Genomic DNA, 16,535 nt, shown 5'->3' on the forward strand with positions numbered 1-16,535 from the left:
CCTCCCACAACCGGCGCTGGGTCAGCCCGGGGGCGACTGCCGGACGAGGCCACTCTCGTAGGCGAAGATCACGGCCTGCACCCGGTCACGCACCTCCAGCTTCATCAGGACCCTGCCGACGTGCGTCTTCACCGTCGTCTCGGAGACCACGAGCTCCCGAGCGATCTCGGCGTTGGTCAGACCTCGCGCCAGCAGGCTCAACGTCTCCCGCTCGCGCGCCGTCAGGCTGTCGAGCTGCCGCTCCACCTGAGGGCCAGGTGCCTGCGGCCGCCGCACGAACGACTCGATCATGCGTCGGGTGATCGTCGGAGCCAGCAGGGCCTCTCCGGCGTGCACCGCGCGCACGCCGGCGACCATGCGCTCCGGCTCCGCGTCCTTGAGCAGGAACCCGCTGGCACCTGCCTGCAAGGCCTCGTAGACGTACTCGTCCATGTCGAAGGTGGTCAGCATGATCACCTTGGTGTGGTCGCCGGCCTCCTCGGTGATCTGCTGGGTGGCCCGGATGCCGTCCATCCCCGGCATCCGCACGTCCATCAGGACGATGTCCGGCTGCAGCTCCCTGGCCCGGGCGACCGCGTCGACGCCGTCGACCGCCTCCCCCACCACCTCCACGCCCTCCTCGATCTCCAGGATCATCCGGAAGCCGCGGCGCACCAGGGCCTGGTCGTCCGCGATGAGGACGCCGATCACGGCTGCTCCGCGGCGACGTCAGGAGGGGCGGTGGCGCGGTCCAGCGGGATCGTCGCCTCCAGGAGGAACCCACCTGAGGCGCCCGGCCCCACCGTGAGCCGACCGCCGTAGACCGAGACGCGCTCGCGCATGCCGAGCAGGCCGCTGCCCGCCTCGGCCCCGGTGCCCGGGATCGCGCCGTCGTCGCGCACGGCGAGCTCGATGGACGTGTCGCCATAGCTGATGGCCACCTCCACCGTCGTCGGCCGCGCCGCGTGACGCAGCGTGTTGGTGAGGCCTTCCTGGATCAGTCGGTACGCCGTGAGGTCGAGTCCCGGGGCCAGCGGGCGGGCCGTCCCGGTGACGTCCAGCCGCACCGGCAGCCCGGCGACCCGGAACTTCCCCACCAGCCGGTCCAGCTGGTCGAGCCCCGGCGGGGGCTCGCGGTCAGGCTCCTCGCCCTGCCGCAGGACGCCGACCATGCGACGCATCTCGGTCAGCGCCTCCCGCCCGACCGCCTCCACCGTCTCCAGCGCCTGCCGCTCGACGTCCTGCTCGGGAGTCAGCCGGCGACGGACCGCCGACGCCTGCACCGTCATCACGCTGACGCTGTGACCGATCACGTCGTGCAGCTCACGTGCGATCCGGTTGCGCTCCTCCGCGACCGCGCGCGAGGCGCGTTGCTCGCGGGCCAGCCGGCGCTGCTCGGCCACCTGGCGAGTCGCCCTGACCAGGGCTCCCACCAGCCAGGCGATCACGTAGGGGAACAGCCACACCACCGCGAGCCACCTCTTGTCCAACGTGGCGTTCATCGGGTCCAGCGCCGCCCACCCGCCCCAGAGCACTCCCACCAGGACCAGGCCCCACCAGGAACGGCGCAGCTCGATGCGGGACGCCACGGTGTAGGCGGCGATCACCCCCGGCAGCATCACCCCCTGCCCTTCGGGCGAGCCGACGACGGCGAACTCCACGACGCTCACGGCGACGATGGTCGCCAGGCAGGCGAGCGGGCGGACGCGTCGGACGACGAGGAGCAGGCCGGTCACGACGTAGAGCGCCGCCTCGGCCCAGTGCGGGCCCTGCCGGTGCGTGGCCCCCACGCCCCAGGAGGACTCGAGCACCCCGAGGCCGGCGACGGCGGTCGCCACCGTGCCGTCGAGGAGCCAGCTGCGGCGCTTCATGCCTCCGACAGTAGGCGCGTCACCGCCCAGCGACGTCCTCCTTGCGGAGGATCCACGACTCCTGCTGCCGGCGGAGGACAAGTTCGTCGGCCGGCACGACGTGCCGGGCGGCACGTCACGCCTAGCGTCGGGACCGGCCTCCAGGGCGGGGGCCGCACGACCCCCGGGAGGACACCATGCACCCCACCAAGAGCGCGGGCCTGGCCCTGATCGGCTACGGCCTGCTCACCTTCGTCGCGTTCGGCTGGAACGCACCGGGTGGCGAGTACGACGAGCAGACGGTCACCCGCTTCATCTCGTCCGGTCACATGTGGGCGGCCTTCGGCTGGGCCTACCTGGGCATCCTGGGAACCCTGTGCCTCCTGGTCTTCGGGCTGCGGATCCGCGACGAGGTGGGGGCCTCGCGGGACCTCGTCACCGGTCTCACCACCATCGGGACCGCGACGAGCCTCGTGGGCTGGTTCGTCACCGGCGGTCTCGCGGTGTCCGCCGCGGAAGGCGGGGGCCCGGTCAGGGACGACCTCGCGCACTCCGTCGTCTACACCCTGAGCGAGATCGGCAACCTGCTCGCCGTCTGCAGCCCGGCGCTCTGCGCCGGGATCGTCGCGATCGTGCTCGCGCGGACCGGCAGGATGCCGAGGGGGCTGGGGCTCGTCTCGGTCGTCGCGGGCGTCTGCGGGATCCTCGCGCCGTTCTACTTCACCTACTTCGTCTTCCTCCTCTGGACGCTGGTCGCCGGCACCAGCCTGGCCGTCTCACGGCGTCCGGCCGCGCTCCAGCGAGTCGATCAGGTGGTCGCCGCGTAGCTCGGGCACGGCCCCGGGCAGGGCGACTCCTCCGTTCGCGGAGCGAGCCGCCCTTGCGATCCGAAACTAGAACGTGTTTCATTTCTTGTATGTCCAGGGTCCTCAGCGCGCCGCTCCAGGTCGCCTTCCCGTACACCCGCTCCCTCGGCCCCGTGCTCGGCGCCTTCATGACCGGCCTCCGTGAGGGACGTGTGCTCGGCGCACGCCTGTCGGACGGCCGGGTCGTCGTCCCTCCTGTCGAGTTCGACCCGGCGACCCACGAGGCGATCGACGCCGCGTCGCTGGTCGAGGTCGGCACCGAGGGCACCGTGCAGACGTGGTCCTGGGTCTCCGAGCCCGTGGCCGGCCAGCCGCTCGACCGGCCCTTCGCGTTCGCGCTGGTGACCCTCGACGGGGCCGACGCCCCCCTGCTGCACGCGGTCGCTGCCGACGGACCCGAGGCGATGTCGACCGGGATGCGGGTCCGGGTCGTGTGGGCGGAGAGCCCCGAGGGGTCGATCACCGACATCGCGCACTTCGTGCCGGCCGACTCGGCGACGCCGACGGACAGTCGAGCGAGCGCCGGCGGTGAGCCGGTCACCGGGATCGTGGTGCCCGTCGAGCTCGACTACACCTACGAGGCCTCCCCCGAGGAGTCGGCGTTCTTCCGCGGCCTGGCCGAGGGCAAGGTGCTCGGACAGCGCTGCCCGAAGTGCGGCAAGGTCTACGTCCCGCCGCGCAGCGCCTGCCCGGTCGACGGGGTGGCGACGACCGACGAGGTCGAGCTCGCCGACACCGGCACGGTCACGACGTTCTGCGTGGTCAACGTGCCGTTCCTCGGCCAGAAGATCCAGCCGCCGTACGTCTCGGCGTACGTCCTCCTCGACGGCGCCGACATCGCCTTCCTCCACCTGATCCAGGGCATCCCGGCCGACCAGGTCCGGATGGGCATGCGGGTCAGGGCCGTGTGGAAGCCGAGGGACGAGTGGGGCACCACGATCGAGAACATCCAGCACTTCGAGCCCACGGGCGAGCCGGACGCGGACTACGAGTCCTACCGGGCCCACCTCTGACGCCGTCGAGCCACTGAAGGGAAATCGCATGAGAGACGTCGCGGTCGTCGGCTTCGCCCAGCGCCAGATGGCGCACTTCGACGGGTCGCCGAGCATGGTGGAGCTGCTCGTCCCCACGTTCGCCGAGCTGTGGGAGCAGACCGGGTGGACCAAGGACGACATCGGGTTCTTCTGCTCGGGATCCTCCGACTACCTGGCCGGGCGGTCGTTCTCGTTCGTCTCGGCGGTGGACGCGATCGGCACGCTCCCGCCGGTCAACGAGTCCCACGTCGAGATGGACGCCGCGTGGGCGCTCTACGAGGCGTGGGTCAAGATCCAGACCGGCGAGGTCGACACCGCGCTGGTCTACGGCTTCGGCAAGTCCTCGGCCGGGGTGCTGCGCCGGGTGCTCTCGCTGCAGCTCGACCCCTACGTGCTCACGCCCCTGTGGCCCGACACCGTCTCGATCGCGGCGATGCAGGCGCGCGTCGGCCTCGAGGCGGGCCGCTTCACCGAGGAGGAGATGGCCGAGGTCGTCGCGCGCAGCCGCAACGCGGCCCTCGACAACCCCTACGCCGTCCTCTCCGGCGCGGTCTCGGCCGACGCGCTCCTCAAGGAGCCGATGTACGCCGACCCGCTGCGCAAGCACGACTGCGCGCCGGTCACCGACGGGGTCGCCGCCATCGTGATCGCCGCCGGTGACCGTGCGTCCGAGCAGGTCGAGCGCCGAGGTGGGGCTGCCTGGATCACCGGGATCCAGCACCGCATCGATGCCCAGAACCTCTCGCTGCGCTCGCTCGACACCGTCGACTCGCTGGCCGCCGCGGGCGCCGCTCTCGACCTCGGGGGCGTCGACCTCGCCGAGCTGCACGCACCGTTCAGCCACCAGGAGCTGATGTCGCTCACGGCACTGGGCCTGGGTGACGACGTCACCGTCAACCCCTCAGGCGGTCCGCTGGCGGGCAACCCGATGTTCACCGGCGGCCTCAACCGCATCGGCGAGGCCGCCCGGCGGCTGTGGGACGGCTCGGCCGGCAAGGCGGTCGCCACCGCGACCAGCGGGCCGGCGATGCAGCAGAACCTCGTGTGCACCCTTTCCAGCAACGGAGGCAACTGAGATGGGCAAGCAGCTCGCCGCGGTCGTCGGCGTCGGCCAGACCCACTACCGCGCCAAGCGCGAGGACGTCTCGATGCCCGGCCTGTGCCGCGAGGCAGCCGACCGGGCGCTCGCCGATGCGGGGCTGAGCTTCGACGACATCGACGCCGTCGTGATCGGCAAGGCGCCGGACCTGTTCGAGGGCGTGATGATGCCCGAGCTGTTCCTGGCCGAGGCGCTCGGCGCGGCCGGCAAGCCGTTGCTGCGCGTGCACACGGCCGGATCGGTCGGCGGCTCGACCGCGATCGTGGCTGCCTCGCTGGTGCAGTCCGGGGTGCACAAGCGCGTGCTCGCGGTCGCCTTCGAGAAGCAGTCCGAGTCCAACGCGATGTGGGCGCTGTCGGTGCCGGTGCCGTTCATCATGCCGGTGCACGCGGGGGCTGGTGGCTACTTCGCGCCGCACGTGAGGTCCTACATCCGTCGCTCCGGTGCGCCCACCGAGGTCGGCGCGATCGTGGCGGCCAAGGACCGGCAGAACGCGCTGAAGAACCCCTACGCCCACCTCCGCAACCCCGACACGACCGTCGAGTCGGTGCTCGCCTCCCAGATGCTGTGGGACCCGATCCGCTACGACGAGACCTGCCCGTCCTCCGACGGCGCGTGCGCGGTCGTGATCGGCGACGCCGACACCGCGGCGGCGTACTCCAACCCCGCCTGGATCCACGGCACCGTGATGCGCACCGAGCCGACGACCGCCGCCGAGCGCGACCAGGTCAACCCGCAGGCCGGCCGCGAGGCCGCGGCGGCGCTGTGGAAGCAGGGCGGGATCACCAACCCCTACGAGGAGATCGACTGCGCGGAGATCTACGTGCCGTTCTCCTGGTTCGAGCCGATGTGGCTGGAGAACCTCGGCTTCGCCGAGGAGGGCACCGGCTGGGAGCTGACCCAGAAGGGCGTCACTGCCCTCGACGGCGAGCTGCCGGTCAACATGTCCGGCGGCGTGCTGTCCTCCAACCCGATCGGCGCGTCGGGGATGATCCGGTTCGCCGAGGCCGCCCTGCAGGTGCGCGGTGCGGCGGGCGAGCACCAGGTCGACGGGGCGCGCAAGGCGCTCGGGCACGCCTACGGCGGTGGGTCGCAGTTCTTCTCGATGTGGCTGGTGGGGTCCGAGAAGCCGACCTCGTGACCACTGCGCCCCGGGTCGTCGTCGCGCGGCCCGTCCCGGAGGTCGCGGTCGTCACGCTCGACCGGCCGGAGCGGATGAACTCGCTTGCCTTCGACCTCGTCGTGCCGCTGCGCGACGAGCTGCGTCGGCTGCACGACGACACCTCGGTCCGCGCGGTGGTGCTCACCGGAGCCGGGCGCGGGTTCTGCTCCGGCGCCGACCAGAGCGGCGAGCGCGGTCAGGTCCCGCACGTCGAGGGCCTGACCCAGCCGAGCGTGGCCCTGCGGGCGATGGAGGTGCTCGACGAGGTCGTGATCACCCTGCGAGGCCTCCACCAGCCCGTCATCGCGGCGGTCAACGGTCCGGCCATCGGGGGCGGGCTGTGCCTGGCGCTCGCGTGCGACATCCGCGTGGCGGCCGAGCCGGCGTACTTCCGGGCGGCGGGGATCAACAACGGCCTCACCGCCAGCGAGCTCGGGCTGTCCTACCTCCTCCCCCGGGCCGTCGGGTCCTCGCGCGCCTTCGAGATCATGCTCACCGGGCGCGACGTCCCGGCCGCCGAGGCGTCGGCGATCGGGCTCGTGTCGGCCGTCGTACCCCCCGCGGAGCTGCTCGACCACTGCGTGGCCCTCGGGTCGCGGGTCGCCGCCTTCAGCCGGCCCGGGGTCGAGCTCACCAAGCGCACGCTGTGGTCGTCGCTGGACGCCTCGAGCCTGACCTCGCACATGCAGCAGGAGGCGCTCGGCCAGCTCTACGTCCGGCTGCTCACCGCCAACTTCGAGGAGGCGGTCGAGGCTCGCCACGAGGGCCGGGCCCCCGTCTTCCGCGACCGGCGGTGACCCGCCGTTAGGGTGGACGCACCATGATCGAGCTTCGTACCCCCGCCGAGATCGAGCAGTTCCGACCCGCCGGACGCTTCGTCGCCGAGGTCCTCCGGGCCACCGCCGCCGCCGCGGACGTGGGGGTCAACCTCCTCGACCTCGACCACCTGGCGCACCAGATGATCAAGGAGCGGGGCGCGGAGTCCTGCTACATCGACTACCACCCGTCCTTCGGCGCCTCGCCGTTCGGCAAGGTCATCTGCACCTCGGTCAACGACGCGGTGCTCCACGGGCTCCCGCACGACTACGCGCTGCGCGACGGCGACCTGCTGTCCCTCGACTTCGCGGTCTCGGTCGACGGGTGGGTCTGCGACTCCGCGGTCAGCGTGGTCGTCGGCACCCCGCGCGAGGAGGACCTGCGCCTGATCGAGACCACGACCAGGTGCCTCGACGCAGCCATCGAGGTCGCCCGGGCCGGCAACAAGGTCGGCGACATCGGGGCGGCGATCGCGTCGGTCGCCAAGCCCGCGGGCTACTCGATCAACACGCAGTTCGGTGGTCACGGCGTCGGCCGCACCATGCACGGCGACCCCCACATCCCCAACGACGGTCGCCCGGGCCGGGGCTACCCCCTGCGCCCCGGGCTGGTCATCGCGATCGAGCCCTGGCTGCTCGCCACCACCGACCGGATCTACACCGACGCCGACGGCTGGACGCTCAAGTCTGCCGACGGGTCCCGGGGCGCCCACATGGAGCACACGGTCGCGATCACCGACGGCGACCCGATCGTCCTCACCGCCCGCGACTGACGCCGGCCACCCGGACCGGCACGACGGTTCTGACCGGCGCTGCTCCACGCTCAGCCAGAGGCCTCGCCGGCCGATGTGCCGGTCCGCAGGGTCGGCCCTCCGACGTACGCGCGGCGGGGGCTCGGGGCGGCGACGAACGGTCAGCGGTAGGTGACCTGGAGGTCCTTGATCCCGTTGATCCAGCCGTGACGCAGGCGGCGGGGCTCGCCGGCCGCCTTGATGTCCGGCAGGTGGTCGGCGATCGCGTTGAAGATCAGCTCGACCTCCATGCGGGCCAGGTTGGCGCCGATGCAGTAGTGGGCGCCGTGGCCGCCGAACGACAGGTGCGGGTTGGGCGAGCGGGTGATGTCGAAGGTGAACGGGTCCTCGAACACCTCCGGGTCGTGGTTGGCCGAGGCGTAGAACAGGCCCACGCGCTCGCCGGCAGCGACGTCCTGCCCACCGACGGAGGTGTCGTGCAGGGCGGTGCGCTGGAAGACCGTCACCGGCGTCGCCCAGCGGATGATCTCGTCGTACGCCGTCTGGGGGCGCTCGCGCTTGAACAGCTCCCACTGGTCGGGGTGGTCGAAGAAGGCCTTCATGCCGTGGGTGATCGCGTTGCGCGTGGTCTCGTTGCCCGCGACGGTCAGCATGATCGTGAAGTAGCCGAACTCGTCGGGGCCGAGCGCACCGTGACCGTCGACGTCGGCGGTGATCAGCTTGGTGACCAGGTCGTCGCGGGGCTCGGCCTTGCGCTCCTCGGCCATGGCCATCATGTAGCCGAGGATCTCGATCGAGGCGGACTCCGGGTCACCGTCCACGTCGGGGTCGTCGTAGCTCATCATCTGGTTGGACCAGTGGAAGAGCTTGTGGCGGTCCTCCTGCGGGACGCCCAACAGGTCGGCGATCGCCTGCAGGGGCAGCTCGGAGGCGATGTCGTCGACGAAATTGCCGGTGCCCTTCTCCACGGCCTCGGAGACGATGCGCTGCGTGCGCGCCTCGAGGTCGGCCCGGAGGGCGCCGATGCCGCGCGGGGTGAAGCCGCGGCTGATGATCTGGCGGAACTTCGTGTGGTCCGGCGGGTCCTGGTTGATGATCATCACGCTCTGCAGCTCGACCTGCTCGCGCGTCATGTCGGGGGCGAAGCGGATGATGGCGCCGTTGGCCTGCGAGCTCCAGTCCTTGCTGTTCTTGGAGACCGCCGAGACGTCGGCGTGGCGGGTCAGCGCCCAGTAGCCCTTGCTGTCCGGGAAGCCGGCGTGCGCCTCCGGCGTCTGCTCCACCCAGAACACCGGTGAGGTCGCGCGCATGGCGGCGAACTGCTCGAGCGGGATGGCCGCCTGGCAGACGTCGGGATCGGTCGGGTCGAAACCCTCGGGGATCGCGGTGGCAGGTGGGGTGCTGGTCACGGGTGCGGTCACTGGTCCTCCGGTCGACGAATGCGCTTCGGGCGGAAATGAAACACGTTCTAGTAGGACTGTGGCACATCCGAGCGGGCCGTGGGAAGGCGTGTGGTCCGATTCGGTCCGGCGTGTCGTCGGTCACCAGCGGCCCGTCTTGTCGCCCAACGAGAACGTGTTCTACTTTGGGAGTCGTCCGTCGCCGCTCGTGGAAGGGGCTCCCCGTGGGCACTCCGGTCATCGTCTCCGCCGTCCGCACGCCGATCGGCAAGCGGCGCGGCCACCTGGCCGGCCTGCACGCGCAGCAGACCCTCGCGGCGGCGTACCTCGCCCTTCTGGAGCGCAGCGGCCTCGGTCGTGACGGGGCGGCCGAGGTGGAGCAGGTGATCGGCGGCTGCGTGACGCAGGCGGGTGAGCAGTCCAGCGCGTTGGTACGACGGGCGTGGCTGCTCGCCGGTCTCCCCCAGGCCACCGCGGGCACGACGATCGACGCGCAGTGCTCGAGCGCCCAGCAGTCGATGCACCTCGTCGCCGGGCTGATCCACGCCGGCGTGATCGACACCGGCATCGCCTGTGGCGTCGAGATGATGTCGCGGGTGCCGCTGGGCGCCAACATCCCCGAGGGCACCGGCACGCCCCGCGCCCCCGGCTGGGACCTCGACATGCCCAACCAGTTCCTCGGGGCCGACCGCATCGCGGGCAACCGGGGGATCACCCGGGAGGACCTCGACGCGTTCGGCCTGGCCTCGCAGCAGAAGGCACGGGTGGCGGTCGACGAGGGCCGGTTCAAGCGTGAGATCGCCCCGGTCGAGGCGCCCGTGCTCGACGCCGACGGGCAGCCGACCGGCGAGACGCGCACCGTCGACGCCGACCAGGGCCTGCGCGAGACCACCGCCGAGGGCCTGGCCGGGCTGAAGCCCGTGCTCGACAAAGGCCTGCACACCGCCGGCACGTCCTCGCAGATCTCCGACGGCGCCTCGGCCGTCCTGGTCATGGACGAGGACAAGGCGCGGGCGCTCGGCCTGACCCCGCGGGCGCGCATCGTGGAGCAGTGCCTCGTCGGGTCGGACCCCTACTACCACCTCGACGGGCCCGTGCAGGCGACCGAGCGGCTGCTCGCGCGCAGCGGCCGGGCGATGGACAGCTTCGACCTGTTCGAGGTCAACGAGGCGTTCGCCTCCGTGGTCCTGTCCTGGGCGCAGGTGCACGGCGCCGACCTGGACAAGGTCAACGTCAACGGCGGCGCGATCGCCCTCGGTCACCCGGTCGGCTCGACCGGCACGCGGCTGGTCACGACCGCCCTGCACGAGCTGGAGCGCCGTGACGCCTCCTCGGCGCTGGTCACCATGTGCGCCGGCGGCGCGATGGCGAGCGGGACGATCCTCGAGCGCGTCTGACCCGGACTCTCAGGCCCAGGCGATCGGGTGGTCCTGGAACATCCAGTCCAGGACGTCCTGCTGGCCCTTCTTCTCGCCGGTCCAGAACAGCGCCGAGGCCCAGCGGTCCCCGCGTGCGGGCACCGTGATCGTCCTCTCCAACCGCGCACCCGTGTCGCTGGTGACCACCACCTGGTGCTCACCTGCCGCCACGGCGAAGTGGAACTGGACGAAGTTGTGCTGGCCCGCGACCTTCAGCTCCTCGTCGAGCAGCTGGGTGCCGTCGATCGACACGGTCAGCCCGACCTCCGGGTCCTCGAACGACTGGTTGGACAGCCACAGGTGCAGGTTGGCGTCCCGCTCGGGCACCTGACGCGTCTCGCCGGTCGGCGCCTCGGGTCCCTTCGTCAGGGGCACGGTCACCGGCCCGTCGGGCGTGGTGAGGCGCCAGGTCAGCGCGGCGTCGGTGCCGCCGTACGCCACCCAGATCGCGAAGCGGACCGGCTCGCCGGCGGGGAGGTACGGCGTGCCGTCGGCGCGCCTGGTCTGCACCCCCGCGCAGTTGAGCCGCCACGACGCCGACTCCTCGGCGCCCTGCCGGACCTCCCAGGAGGGGCAGGTGTCCAGCGGGACGTCACGGCCCTGGGCGGTCAGCTCGACCACCCAGGTCGGGAGGCCGCGGGGACCCTCGACCGTGTCGACCAGACGGGCCTCGACCGGCATCGACGCGACCGGCCGGAAGGTGAAGCCCTCGGGCTCCCAGCCGCGGTAGCGCATCGTGTCGTCGACGGTCAGCGGGCACGACTGCGTGGTCGTCGGGACCGCGATGTCCTGGCGCGAATTGTCCTCGAAGAACAGCTGGAGGGTGTCGAAGGGCGCGTCGCACCAGGCGTACTGCGTCTCGAGGACCGCGCGTCGGTCGCCCGTCACGAGCACCGAGGCGGGCCAGTCGCCGGGCTCGGGGTCGGCGTAGTCCGTCGGCACCTCGACGTTGCGCTCTCCTGCGGCGAACTGCAGGAACGGCATGCGTCCCACCGAGCACCGCACGTCGGGGCGCGCGGCGGTGAGGGTCAGCCGCTCGGCGACGGGCGACGACGGCTCGATGTTGAACCGTACGTCTGCGGCCGTGCACGGGCGAGCGCCCGCCGCCTCGGACGGTGCGGGGTCGTAGCGGCCCGCCGCCTCCGCCCGGGGCGCCTCGACGACCTGGTTGACCGGCGGGACGGCGCCCGGCACCTCGGCGGGCAGCAGGCCCGGTGGCAGGTCGGGGTCCCAGCGCCGCTGGCCCGTGTCGGCGGGAGGCGCGCTCCCGTCGCGGTGACCCCGGGTGGCCTCGACCGCGACGGTCGCGCCGCCTGCCAGCAGGGCGACCGCGGCGGCCGCCGCGAGTGGTGCCACCCAGGCCGGACGGGGCCGGCGGCCGGGAAGCTGCACGTCGGGGAGAGGGTGCGCCGCGCGCCAGGACTCCCCCGCCTCGGTGAGGCGGCGGTCGAGCTCGTCGTCGAGGTTCATGACTGGTCTCCCATCAGTTCGCGCAGCCGCCCCCGGGCCTGGTGCAGCGTGGCGCGGACGGTGCCCTCGGCACAGCCCATCGCCTGCGCGCAGGTGGCCACGTCGGCGCCGACGAAGTAGTAGAGCTCCACCGCGGTGCGCTGCCGCCCGGTCAGCCGGAGGATCGCCCGCTCCAGGTCGAGGTCGGGACGGGTGTCCTCGGCCGGCACGTCGGTGTCGGGCAGGCCCGGCTCTGGCGCCCGGCTGCGGGTGCGGTGCCGACGAGCCCGGTCGGCGACGATCGCCAGCAGCCAGCCGGTCGGCTCGCCCCGCCTGCCGTCGTACGTCGACCAGCGCCGCCAGGCACGCACCAGCGCTTCCTGCACCACGTCGTCGGCCTCGGACCGGTCGACCAGGCGCGCGGCGAACCGCTGCATCGCGGGCACGTGGGGCTGCACCCACGACGAGAAGTCGCCCTCCCCCGCTCGACTCATCCTGCGCTCCTTCGGCGCCAGCACGGCCTCCATGTGAGGTGTACGCCGTGGGGGCAGTCTTCCGCTTAGTGGTCTCGACAGGCTCGACCACCGGCGTGTGTCCGGGAGATCACGCGCGGTTGAGTACCTCGACTCATGCGCGCGAGACCCGCGCGGGACGACGATGAGGTATGAGTACGACACAGCTCACCACCCCCGCGGCCCAGCCGGCGCCGCCCTCCCAGGCCATCCATCCCAAGCGCCTCGAGTGGCTCACCGGAGAGCTCGCCCGGTGGCAGCGCGAGGGTCTCGTCGACGAGGCCTCCGGCGCCGCGATCCTCGGGCGCTACCACCCGACCCGGAGCATCAGCCTCGCGCGGCTGCTCCTGCAGCTGGGGGCGGTCTTCGTCGGCGTCGGCCTGATCTGGCTGGTCGCCTCCAACCTCGACCAGCTCGCCCCGGGGGCCCGGTTCCTCGCCGTGTGCCTCCTCTGGGTCGCTGCCGTGGTGGGTGGCGAGGTGCTCGCCGGTCGCCGGGCCCAGGGCGGCCCGATCCCCTCGCCCGCGGTCCACGGCGTGCGCATCCTCGGTGCGCTGCTGTTCGGCGCGGTGGTCTTCCAGGCCGCGCAGACCCTGCAGGTGCCGGCGTACGAACCGCGGCTGGTCGGCTTCTGGGCGCTCGGCGCCCTGGCGCACGCCTACGTCGTGCGCGGCGTCGGTCCGCTGGTGGTCGGCGTGCTCGGCGGCTACGTCTGGGTGATCTGGCAGTCCGCCTGGACCTTCTCCCACCTGCTCGACGGCCTGCTCGCGGTCGCCGCGGTCGGCGTGGGCGGGCTGGCCGTCGCGGCGCTGCACGACCACCTCGGCGAGGGCTGGCGCTCCTTCGCGGCGGTCTGGCGTGAGGCCGGTGCCGTGGCGAGCCTCGGCGTGCTGTTCACCGCCGCGCTCCCGTTCGTCGAGGCCGACGGCATGGGCTGGCCGGTGGTCCTCGTCGTCCTGCTCGTGCTCGCCGTGCTCACCACCGCCGCGGCCGTCGTGCTCGGTCTGCGGCCCGGCGCCCCGCCGTGGGGCTGGGCGGAGCCGGTCGGCGGCGTGGCCGTCACGCTCGTGGCGCTCGGGCTGGTCGCCTGGGAGGCCGGGGCGGACGCGAGCTCCGTCGGCGCCGAGGACTGGGCTCACGCCATCCTCAGCGTCACCGTCTACCTCGCGGTCGCGACCGGCGTCGCCGCCGTCGGCATCATGCGCGACAGCTGGCGCCTGACGTTCCTGGCGCTCGCCGCACTGACCGTCTTCACCACCGTGCAGGCGTTCGCGGTGTTCGCCCAGATCATCCAGGGAGCGGTGCTGTTCGTGGTGATCGGCCTGATCCTGGCCGGCACCGGCTGGCTGGCCGACCGCGGTCGCCGCCAGCTCGCCCAGACCCTCGACGACGTCCTCGACGAGCCCACCTCCGGAGGTGCCCGATGACCACCACCCTGCCCAGCGCCACGACCGGCACCGACCGCCGCCGCCTCGCGCTCTGGCTGCCCCTGCTGTTCGTCCTCCAGCTGCTCCTGGTCGGCCTGGCCGTCCTGCCCCAGCTGTCGGCGCGCGCCACCGGTGACGAGATCCGCCTCGCGGTGAAGCCGGTCGACCCGATCGACCCGTTCCGCGGGGCCTACGTGACCCTCGGCTACCCCGACCTGCGGCGCAACGACTCGACGTCCGCGGACGGCGGGGCCGGCTCGATGGAGGACGGCGAGAAGGGCGCGGTCTTCGTCAGCCTGGCCCGCAAGGGCGACGTCTGGGCGGCGACGGACTGGTCGCGCTCGCGCCCGTCGTCCGGCCGCTACCTCCGCTGCGACGACCACGCCTGGCAGATCCGCTGCGGGATCGAGAGCTACTTCCTCCCCCAGGACGAGGCGGCCAAGGTCCAGGACCAGGTCTCCGAGGGCACGCTCGTCGCGGTCGTCAAGGTCGACTCCCGGGGCAACGCCGCGATCGTGGGCCTCGAGAAGCCGTAGGCCCGACTCGTCAGGCGGGGCTGACCCGGACCGGGATGCCGTTGAGCACGGCCATCCCGGCCAGCTTCTCCAGGTCGTCCGGGTCGGTGGAGGCCAGCAGGTTGACGTTGGCGCCGCCGGCCCGGTTGGCGGTGGTCCAGCCGCCCTGGTGGCCCCAGCCGTGCGGGATCGCGATCGTGCCCTCGCGCACCTCGTCGGTGAGCATCGCGGGCACCTCGATCTCGCCGTACGCCGACCGCACGCGGCACGGCTGCCCCTCGGCGACCCCGGCGTCGGCCGCGTCCTTGGGGTTGATCCGCATGCCGTGGCGCCGGTTGCGCCCCTTCATCAGGGTCGGCGCGTTGTGCATCCACGAGTTGTGGGAGCGCAGCTCGCGCAGGCCGATCAGCTGCAGCGGGAACTCCTCGTCGGCACCGCGGGCAGCGCCGAGGCGCGAGAGTTCCTCGAGGATCACCGGCGCGTCGAGGCGCACGCGCCCACCCTTGGCGACCTCGCCCAGCCGGCCGCCCGAGAGACCGGTGCCGAGCACGAGCCCGTGCGGGTGCCGGCGCAGCCGGGCGAGCGTCAGCCGTGGGACACCGCGACCGACCGACCCGGCTCGCAGCGCGAGGTCGAGCACCCGCTCGGGGGTGAGGCGCGGCAGCCGGCGACGCACCGCGGTGAGCGCACGACCCGCCGCGCGCCCCACCGTCGCGGGCACCGGTCCCGGTGAGAGGAGTCGCGTGGGCGCGAAGGGCGTGATCCCCATCCGGTCGCAGAGGTCGTCGATGATCCGCCACTCCGGGCGCGCCTCGCCGTACGGCGCGACGGTCGCCTCGGTGAAGTGGATGAACGGCACGGTGTAGAGGCTGAGCGAGGCGACCGGGACGTCCTCGCGCTCGAGCCACGTGGTGGTCGGCAGGACGTAGTCGGCGTGCTTGTTGGTCTCGTTGACGTAGAGGTCGAGCGAGACCAGCAGGTCGAGCTCGCCGAGCGCCGAGGCGAGCTCGGGCCCGTTGGGCACCGAGAGCACCGGGTTGCCCGCACTGACGAACAGCGCGCGCAGCTGACCCGCCCCCGGCTGACGGATCTCCTTGGCCATCACGGCCGCCGGCCACGTGCCGAGGATGTCGGGGAACCCGCCGACCCGGCTGCGGCGCCGGTCGTAGGACAGCACCCCCGCGAGCTCGCCGACCCGCTCGAGCGGGAGCGGGTTGCGACCGAAGAGGTTGCCGCCCTCGCGGTCGAGGTTGCCGGTGACGAGGGCGAGCGCGTCCATCAGGTAGGACACGAGCGTGCCGTGGTTGCCCAGGCACGACCCGGTGCGGCCATAGACGGCGGCGCTGCCGGCCGTCGCGAGGTCGCGCGCGAGCTGCCGCACCTCATCCGGCTCGAGGCCGGTCCGGGACGCCGTCATCTCCGGGGAGTACGACGCCGCGGCGTCACGCAGCGCGTCGACGCCGGTGGACTGCGCGCGGATCGCCGCCTCGTCGGCCAGGCCCTCGGCGAAGATCACGTGCAGCAGGGACAGCAGCAGCCAGGCGTCGCCGTCGGGGCGCACCGGCACGTGCTCGAACAGCGCGGCGGTCTCGGTGCGCCGCGGGTCCACCACGACGACCCGGCCGCCGCGGGCGGTGATGGCGCGCAGGTCCTCCTTCATCCGCGGGGCGGACACCAGCGACCCGTGGGAGACGACCGGGTTGGCGCCGATCATGAGCAGGAGGTCGGTGCGCGCGAGGTCGGGGACCGGCACGCTCGCGGCGTGGCCGTAGAGCAGCGTGCTCGCGACGAACCGGTTGTTCACGTCCTGCGAGCCGGCGCTGTAGACGTGCTCGAGCCCCAGCGCCATGATCAGCCCCTGCAGCCACAGCACGTGGGAGTAGGAGAACGCGGTCGGGTTGCCGAAGTACCACCCGATCGACCGGCCGCCGTGATCGTCGTACACCCGGGCGAGGCGGGTGGCGATGTCGTCGAGCGCCTCGTCCCACGAGACCTGTTCGAAGTCCCCGGAGGCGGTGCGTCGCAGCGGGTGGAGGACCCGGTCGGGGTCGTTCTGCACGTCGGCCATCGCGATCCCCTTGGGGCAGGTGAAGCCTCGTGAGAGCGGGTGCTCGGGGTCCGGGCGGAGCTGGAGCAGCCGGTCGTCCTCCACGGTCGCGACGAGGCCGCAGTGCGCCTCGCAGATCCGACAGAACGTCACCTTCTGGGTCTGCATCGAGGCAGGATGCCACGGACCGATGAGTTCAGTCACCCCATG

General features: G+C 72.5%; 15 protein-coding genes. 9 read left to right on the forward strand and 6 right to left on the reverse strand.

The genetic code is table 11. The features are described from left to right. Positions 1-21: 21 nt before the first annotated feature. Positions 22-690, reverse strand: a complete 669-nt coding sequence (locus tag J2S63_RS20635; protein ID WP_310306297.1) for a response regulator — start codon at positions 688-690, stop codon at positions 22-24. Next, positions 687-1,850, reverse strand: a complete 1,164-nt coding sequence (locus J2S63_RS20640; RefSeq protein WP_310306299.1) for a sensor histidine kinase — start codon at positions 1,848-1,850, stop codon at positions 687-689. Before J2S63_RS20640 ends, J2S63_RS20635 begins: the two co-directional genes overlap by 4 nt. Before the next feature lie 176 nt (positions 1,851-2,026). Between J2S63_RS20640 and J2S63_RS20645 the strand changes: the two genes are divergently transcribed. The 6 genes from J2S63_RS20645 (at position 2,027) to map (ending at position 7,578) form a co-directional block, all read left to right on the forward strand. Then, positions 2,027-2,656, forward strand: a complete 630-nt coding sequence (locus J2S63_RS20645; protein ID WP_310306301.1) for a hypothetical protein — start codon at positions 2,027-2,029, stop codon at positions 2,654-2,656. A gap of 89 nt (positions 2,657-2,745) precedes the next feature. After that, positions 2,746-3,708 carry a Zn-ribbon domain-containing OB-fold protein gene (locus J2S63_RS20650; protein WP_310306303.1) on the forward strand — a complete coding sequence of 321 codons (963 nt, stop codon included), beginning with the start codon at positions 2,746-2,748 and terminating at the stop codon, positions 3,706-3,708. Positions 3,709-3,736: 28 nt separating this feature from the next. Further along, on the forward strand, positions 3,737-4,804 hold the full coding sequence (locus J2S63_RS20655) for a thiolase family protein (protein WP_310306305.1): 1,068 nt from the start codon (positions 3,737-3,739) through the stop codon (positions 4,802-4,804). A gap of 1 nt (position 4,805) precedes the next feature. Beyond that, on the forward strand, positions 4,806-5,969 hold the full coding sequence (locus J2S63_RS20660) for a thiolase family protein (RefSeq protein ID WP_310306307.1): 1,164 nt from the start codon (positions 4,806-4,808) through the stop codon (positions 5,967-5,969). Continuing rightward, a complete protein-coding gene (locus J2S63_RS20665; RefSeq protein ID WP_310306309.1) occupies positions 5,966-6,787 on the forward strand; it encodes an enoyl-CoA hydratase in 822 nt (273 codons plus the stop codon). Before J2S63_RS20660 ends, J2S63_RS20665 begins: the two co-directional genes overlap by 4 nt. 23 nt (positions 6,788-6,810) lie before the next feature. Then, entirely contained in the window at positions 6,811-7,578 is a 768-nt protein-coding gene (map, locus tag J2S63_RS20670; protein WP_310306311.1) for a type I methionyl aminopeptidase, read from the forward strand. Positions 7,579-7,718: 140 nt separating this feature from the next. On the opposite strand, the gene J2S63_RS20675 is transcribed toward map, so the two are convergent. Continuing rightward, positions 7,719-8,978 (reverse strand): cytochrome P450, encoded by a 1,260-nt coding sequence (locus tag J2S63_RS20675; RefSeq protein ID WP_310306313.1) that lies wholly within the window; start codon positions 8,976-8,978, stop codon positions 7,719-7,721. Between the two features lie 203 nt (positions 8,979-9,181). Between J2S63_RS20675 and J2S63_RS20680 the strand changes: the two genes are divergently transcribed. Beyond that, the gene (locus J2S63_RS20680; protein WP_310306315.1) at positions 9,182-10,354 is read left to right on the forward strand and encodes a steroid 3-ketoacyl-CoA thiolase; all 1,173 of its coding nucleotides are present in this window, start codon (positions 9,182-9,184) and stop codon (positions 10,352-10,354) included. 9 nt (positions 10,355-10,363) lie between these two features. Here J2S63_RS20680 and J2S63_RS20685 read toward each other — a convergent pair whose 3' ends face one another. Together J2S63_RS20685 and J2S63_RS20690 are read right to left on the reverse strand one after the other, a co-directional pair. Further along, positions 10,364-11,845 carry a hypothetical protein gene (locus J2S63_RS20685; RefSeq protein WP_310306317.1) on the reverse strand — a complete coding sequence of 494 codons (1,482 nt, stop codon included), beginning with the start codon at positions 11,843-11,845 and terminating at the stop codon, positions 10,364-10,366. Beyond that, positions 11,842-12,318 (reverse strand): RNA polymerase sigma factor, encoded by a 477-nt coding sequence (locus J2S63_RS20690; RefSeq protein WP_310306318.1) that lies wholly within the window; start codon positions 12,316-12,318, stop codon positions 11,842-11,844. The genes J2S63_RS20685 and J2S63_RS20690 overlap by 4 nt, the downstream gene beginning before the upstream one ends. A gap of 170 nt (positions 12,319-12,488) precedes the next feature. Between J2S63_RS20690 and J2S63_RS20695 the strand changes: the two genes are divergently transcribed. Then, positions 12,489-13,763 carry a DUF2157 domain-containing protein gene (locus J2S63_RS20695; RefSeq protein ID WP_310306319.1) on the forward strand — a complete coding sequence of 425 codons (1,275 nt, stop codon included), beginning with the start codon at positions 12,489-12,491 and terminating at the stop codon, positions 13,761-13,763. Continuing rightward, positions 13,760-14,299 carry a GDYXXLXY domain-containing protein gene (locus J2S63_RS20700; RefSeq protein WP_310306321.1) on the forward strand — a complete coding sequence of 180 codons (540 nt, stop codon included), beginning with the start codon at positions 13,760-13,762 and terminating at the stop codon, positions 14,297-14,299. Before J2S63_RS20695 ends, J2S63_RS20700 begins: the two co-directional genes overlap by 4 nt. Positions 14,300-14,309: 10 nt before the next feature. Here the strand turns inward: J2S63_RS20700 and J2S63_RS20705 are convergent, their stop codons facing one another. Next, a complete protein-coding gene (locus J2S63_RS20705; RefSeq protein WP_310306323.1) occupies positions 14,310-16,493 on the reverse strand; it encodes a molybdopterin-containing oxidoreductase family protein in 2,184 nt (727 codons plus the stop codon). Positions 16,494-16,535: the final 42 nt, after the last annotated feature.

Origin of the sequence: Nocardioides marmoribigeumensis, from assembly GCF_031458325.1 — a bacterium.
Classification (GTDB): Bacteria; Actinomycetota; Actinomycetes; order Propionibacteriales; family Nocardioidaceae; genus Marmoricola_A; species Marmoricola_A marmoribigeumensis.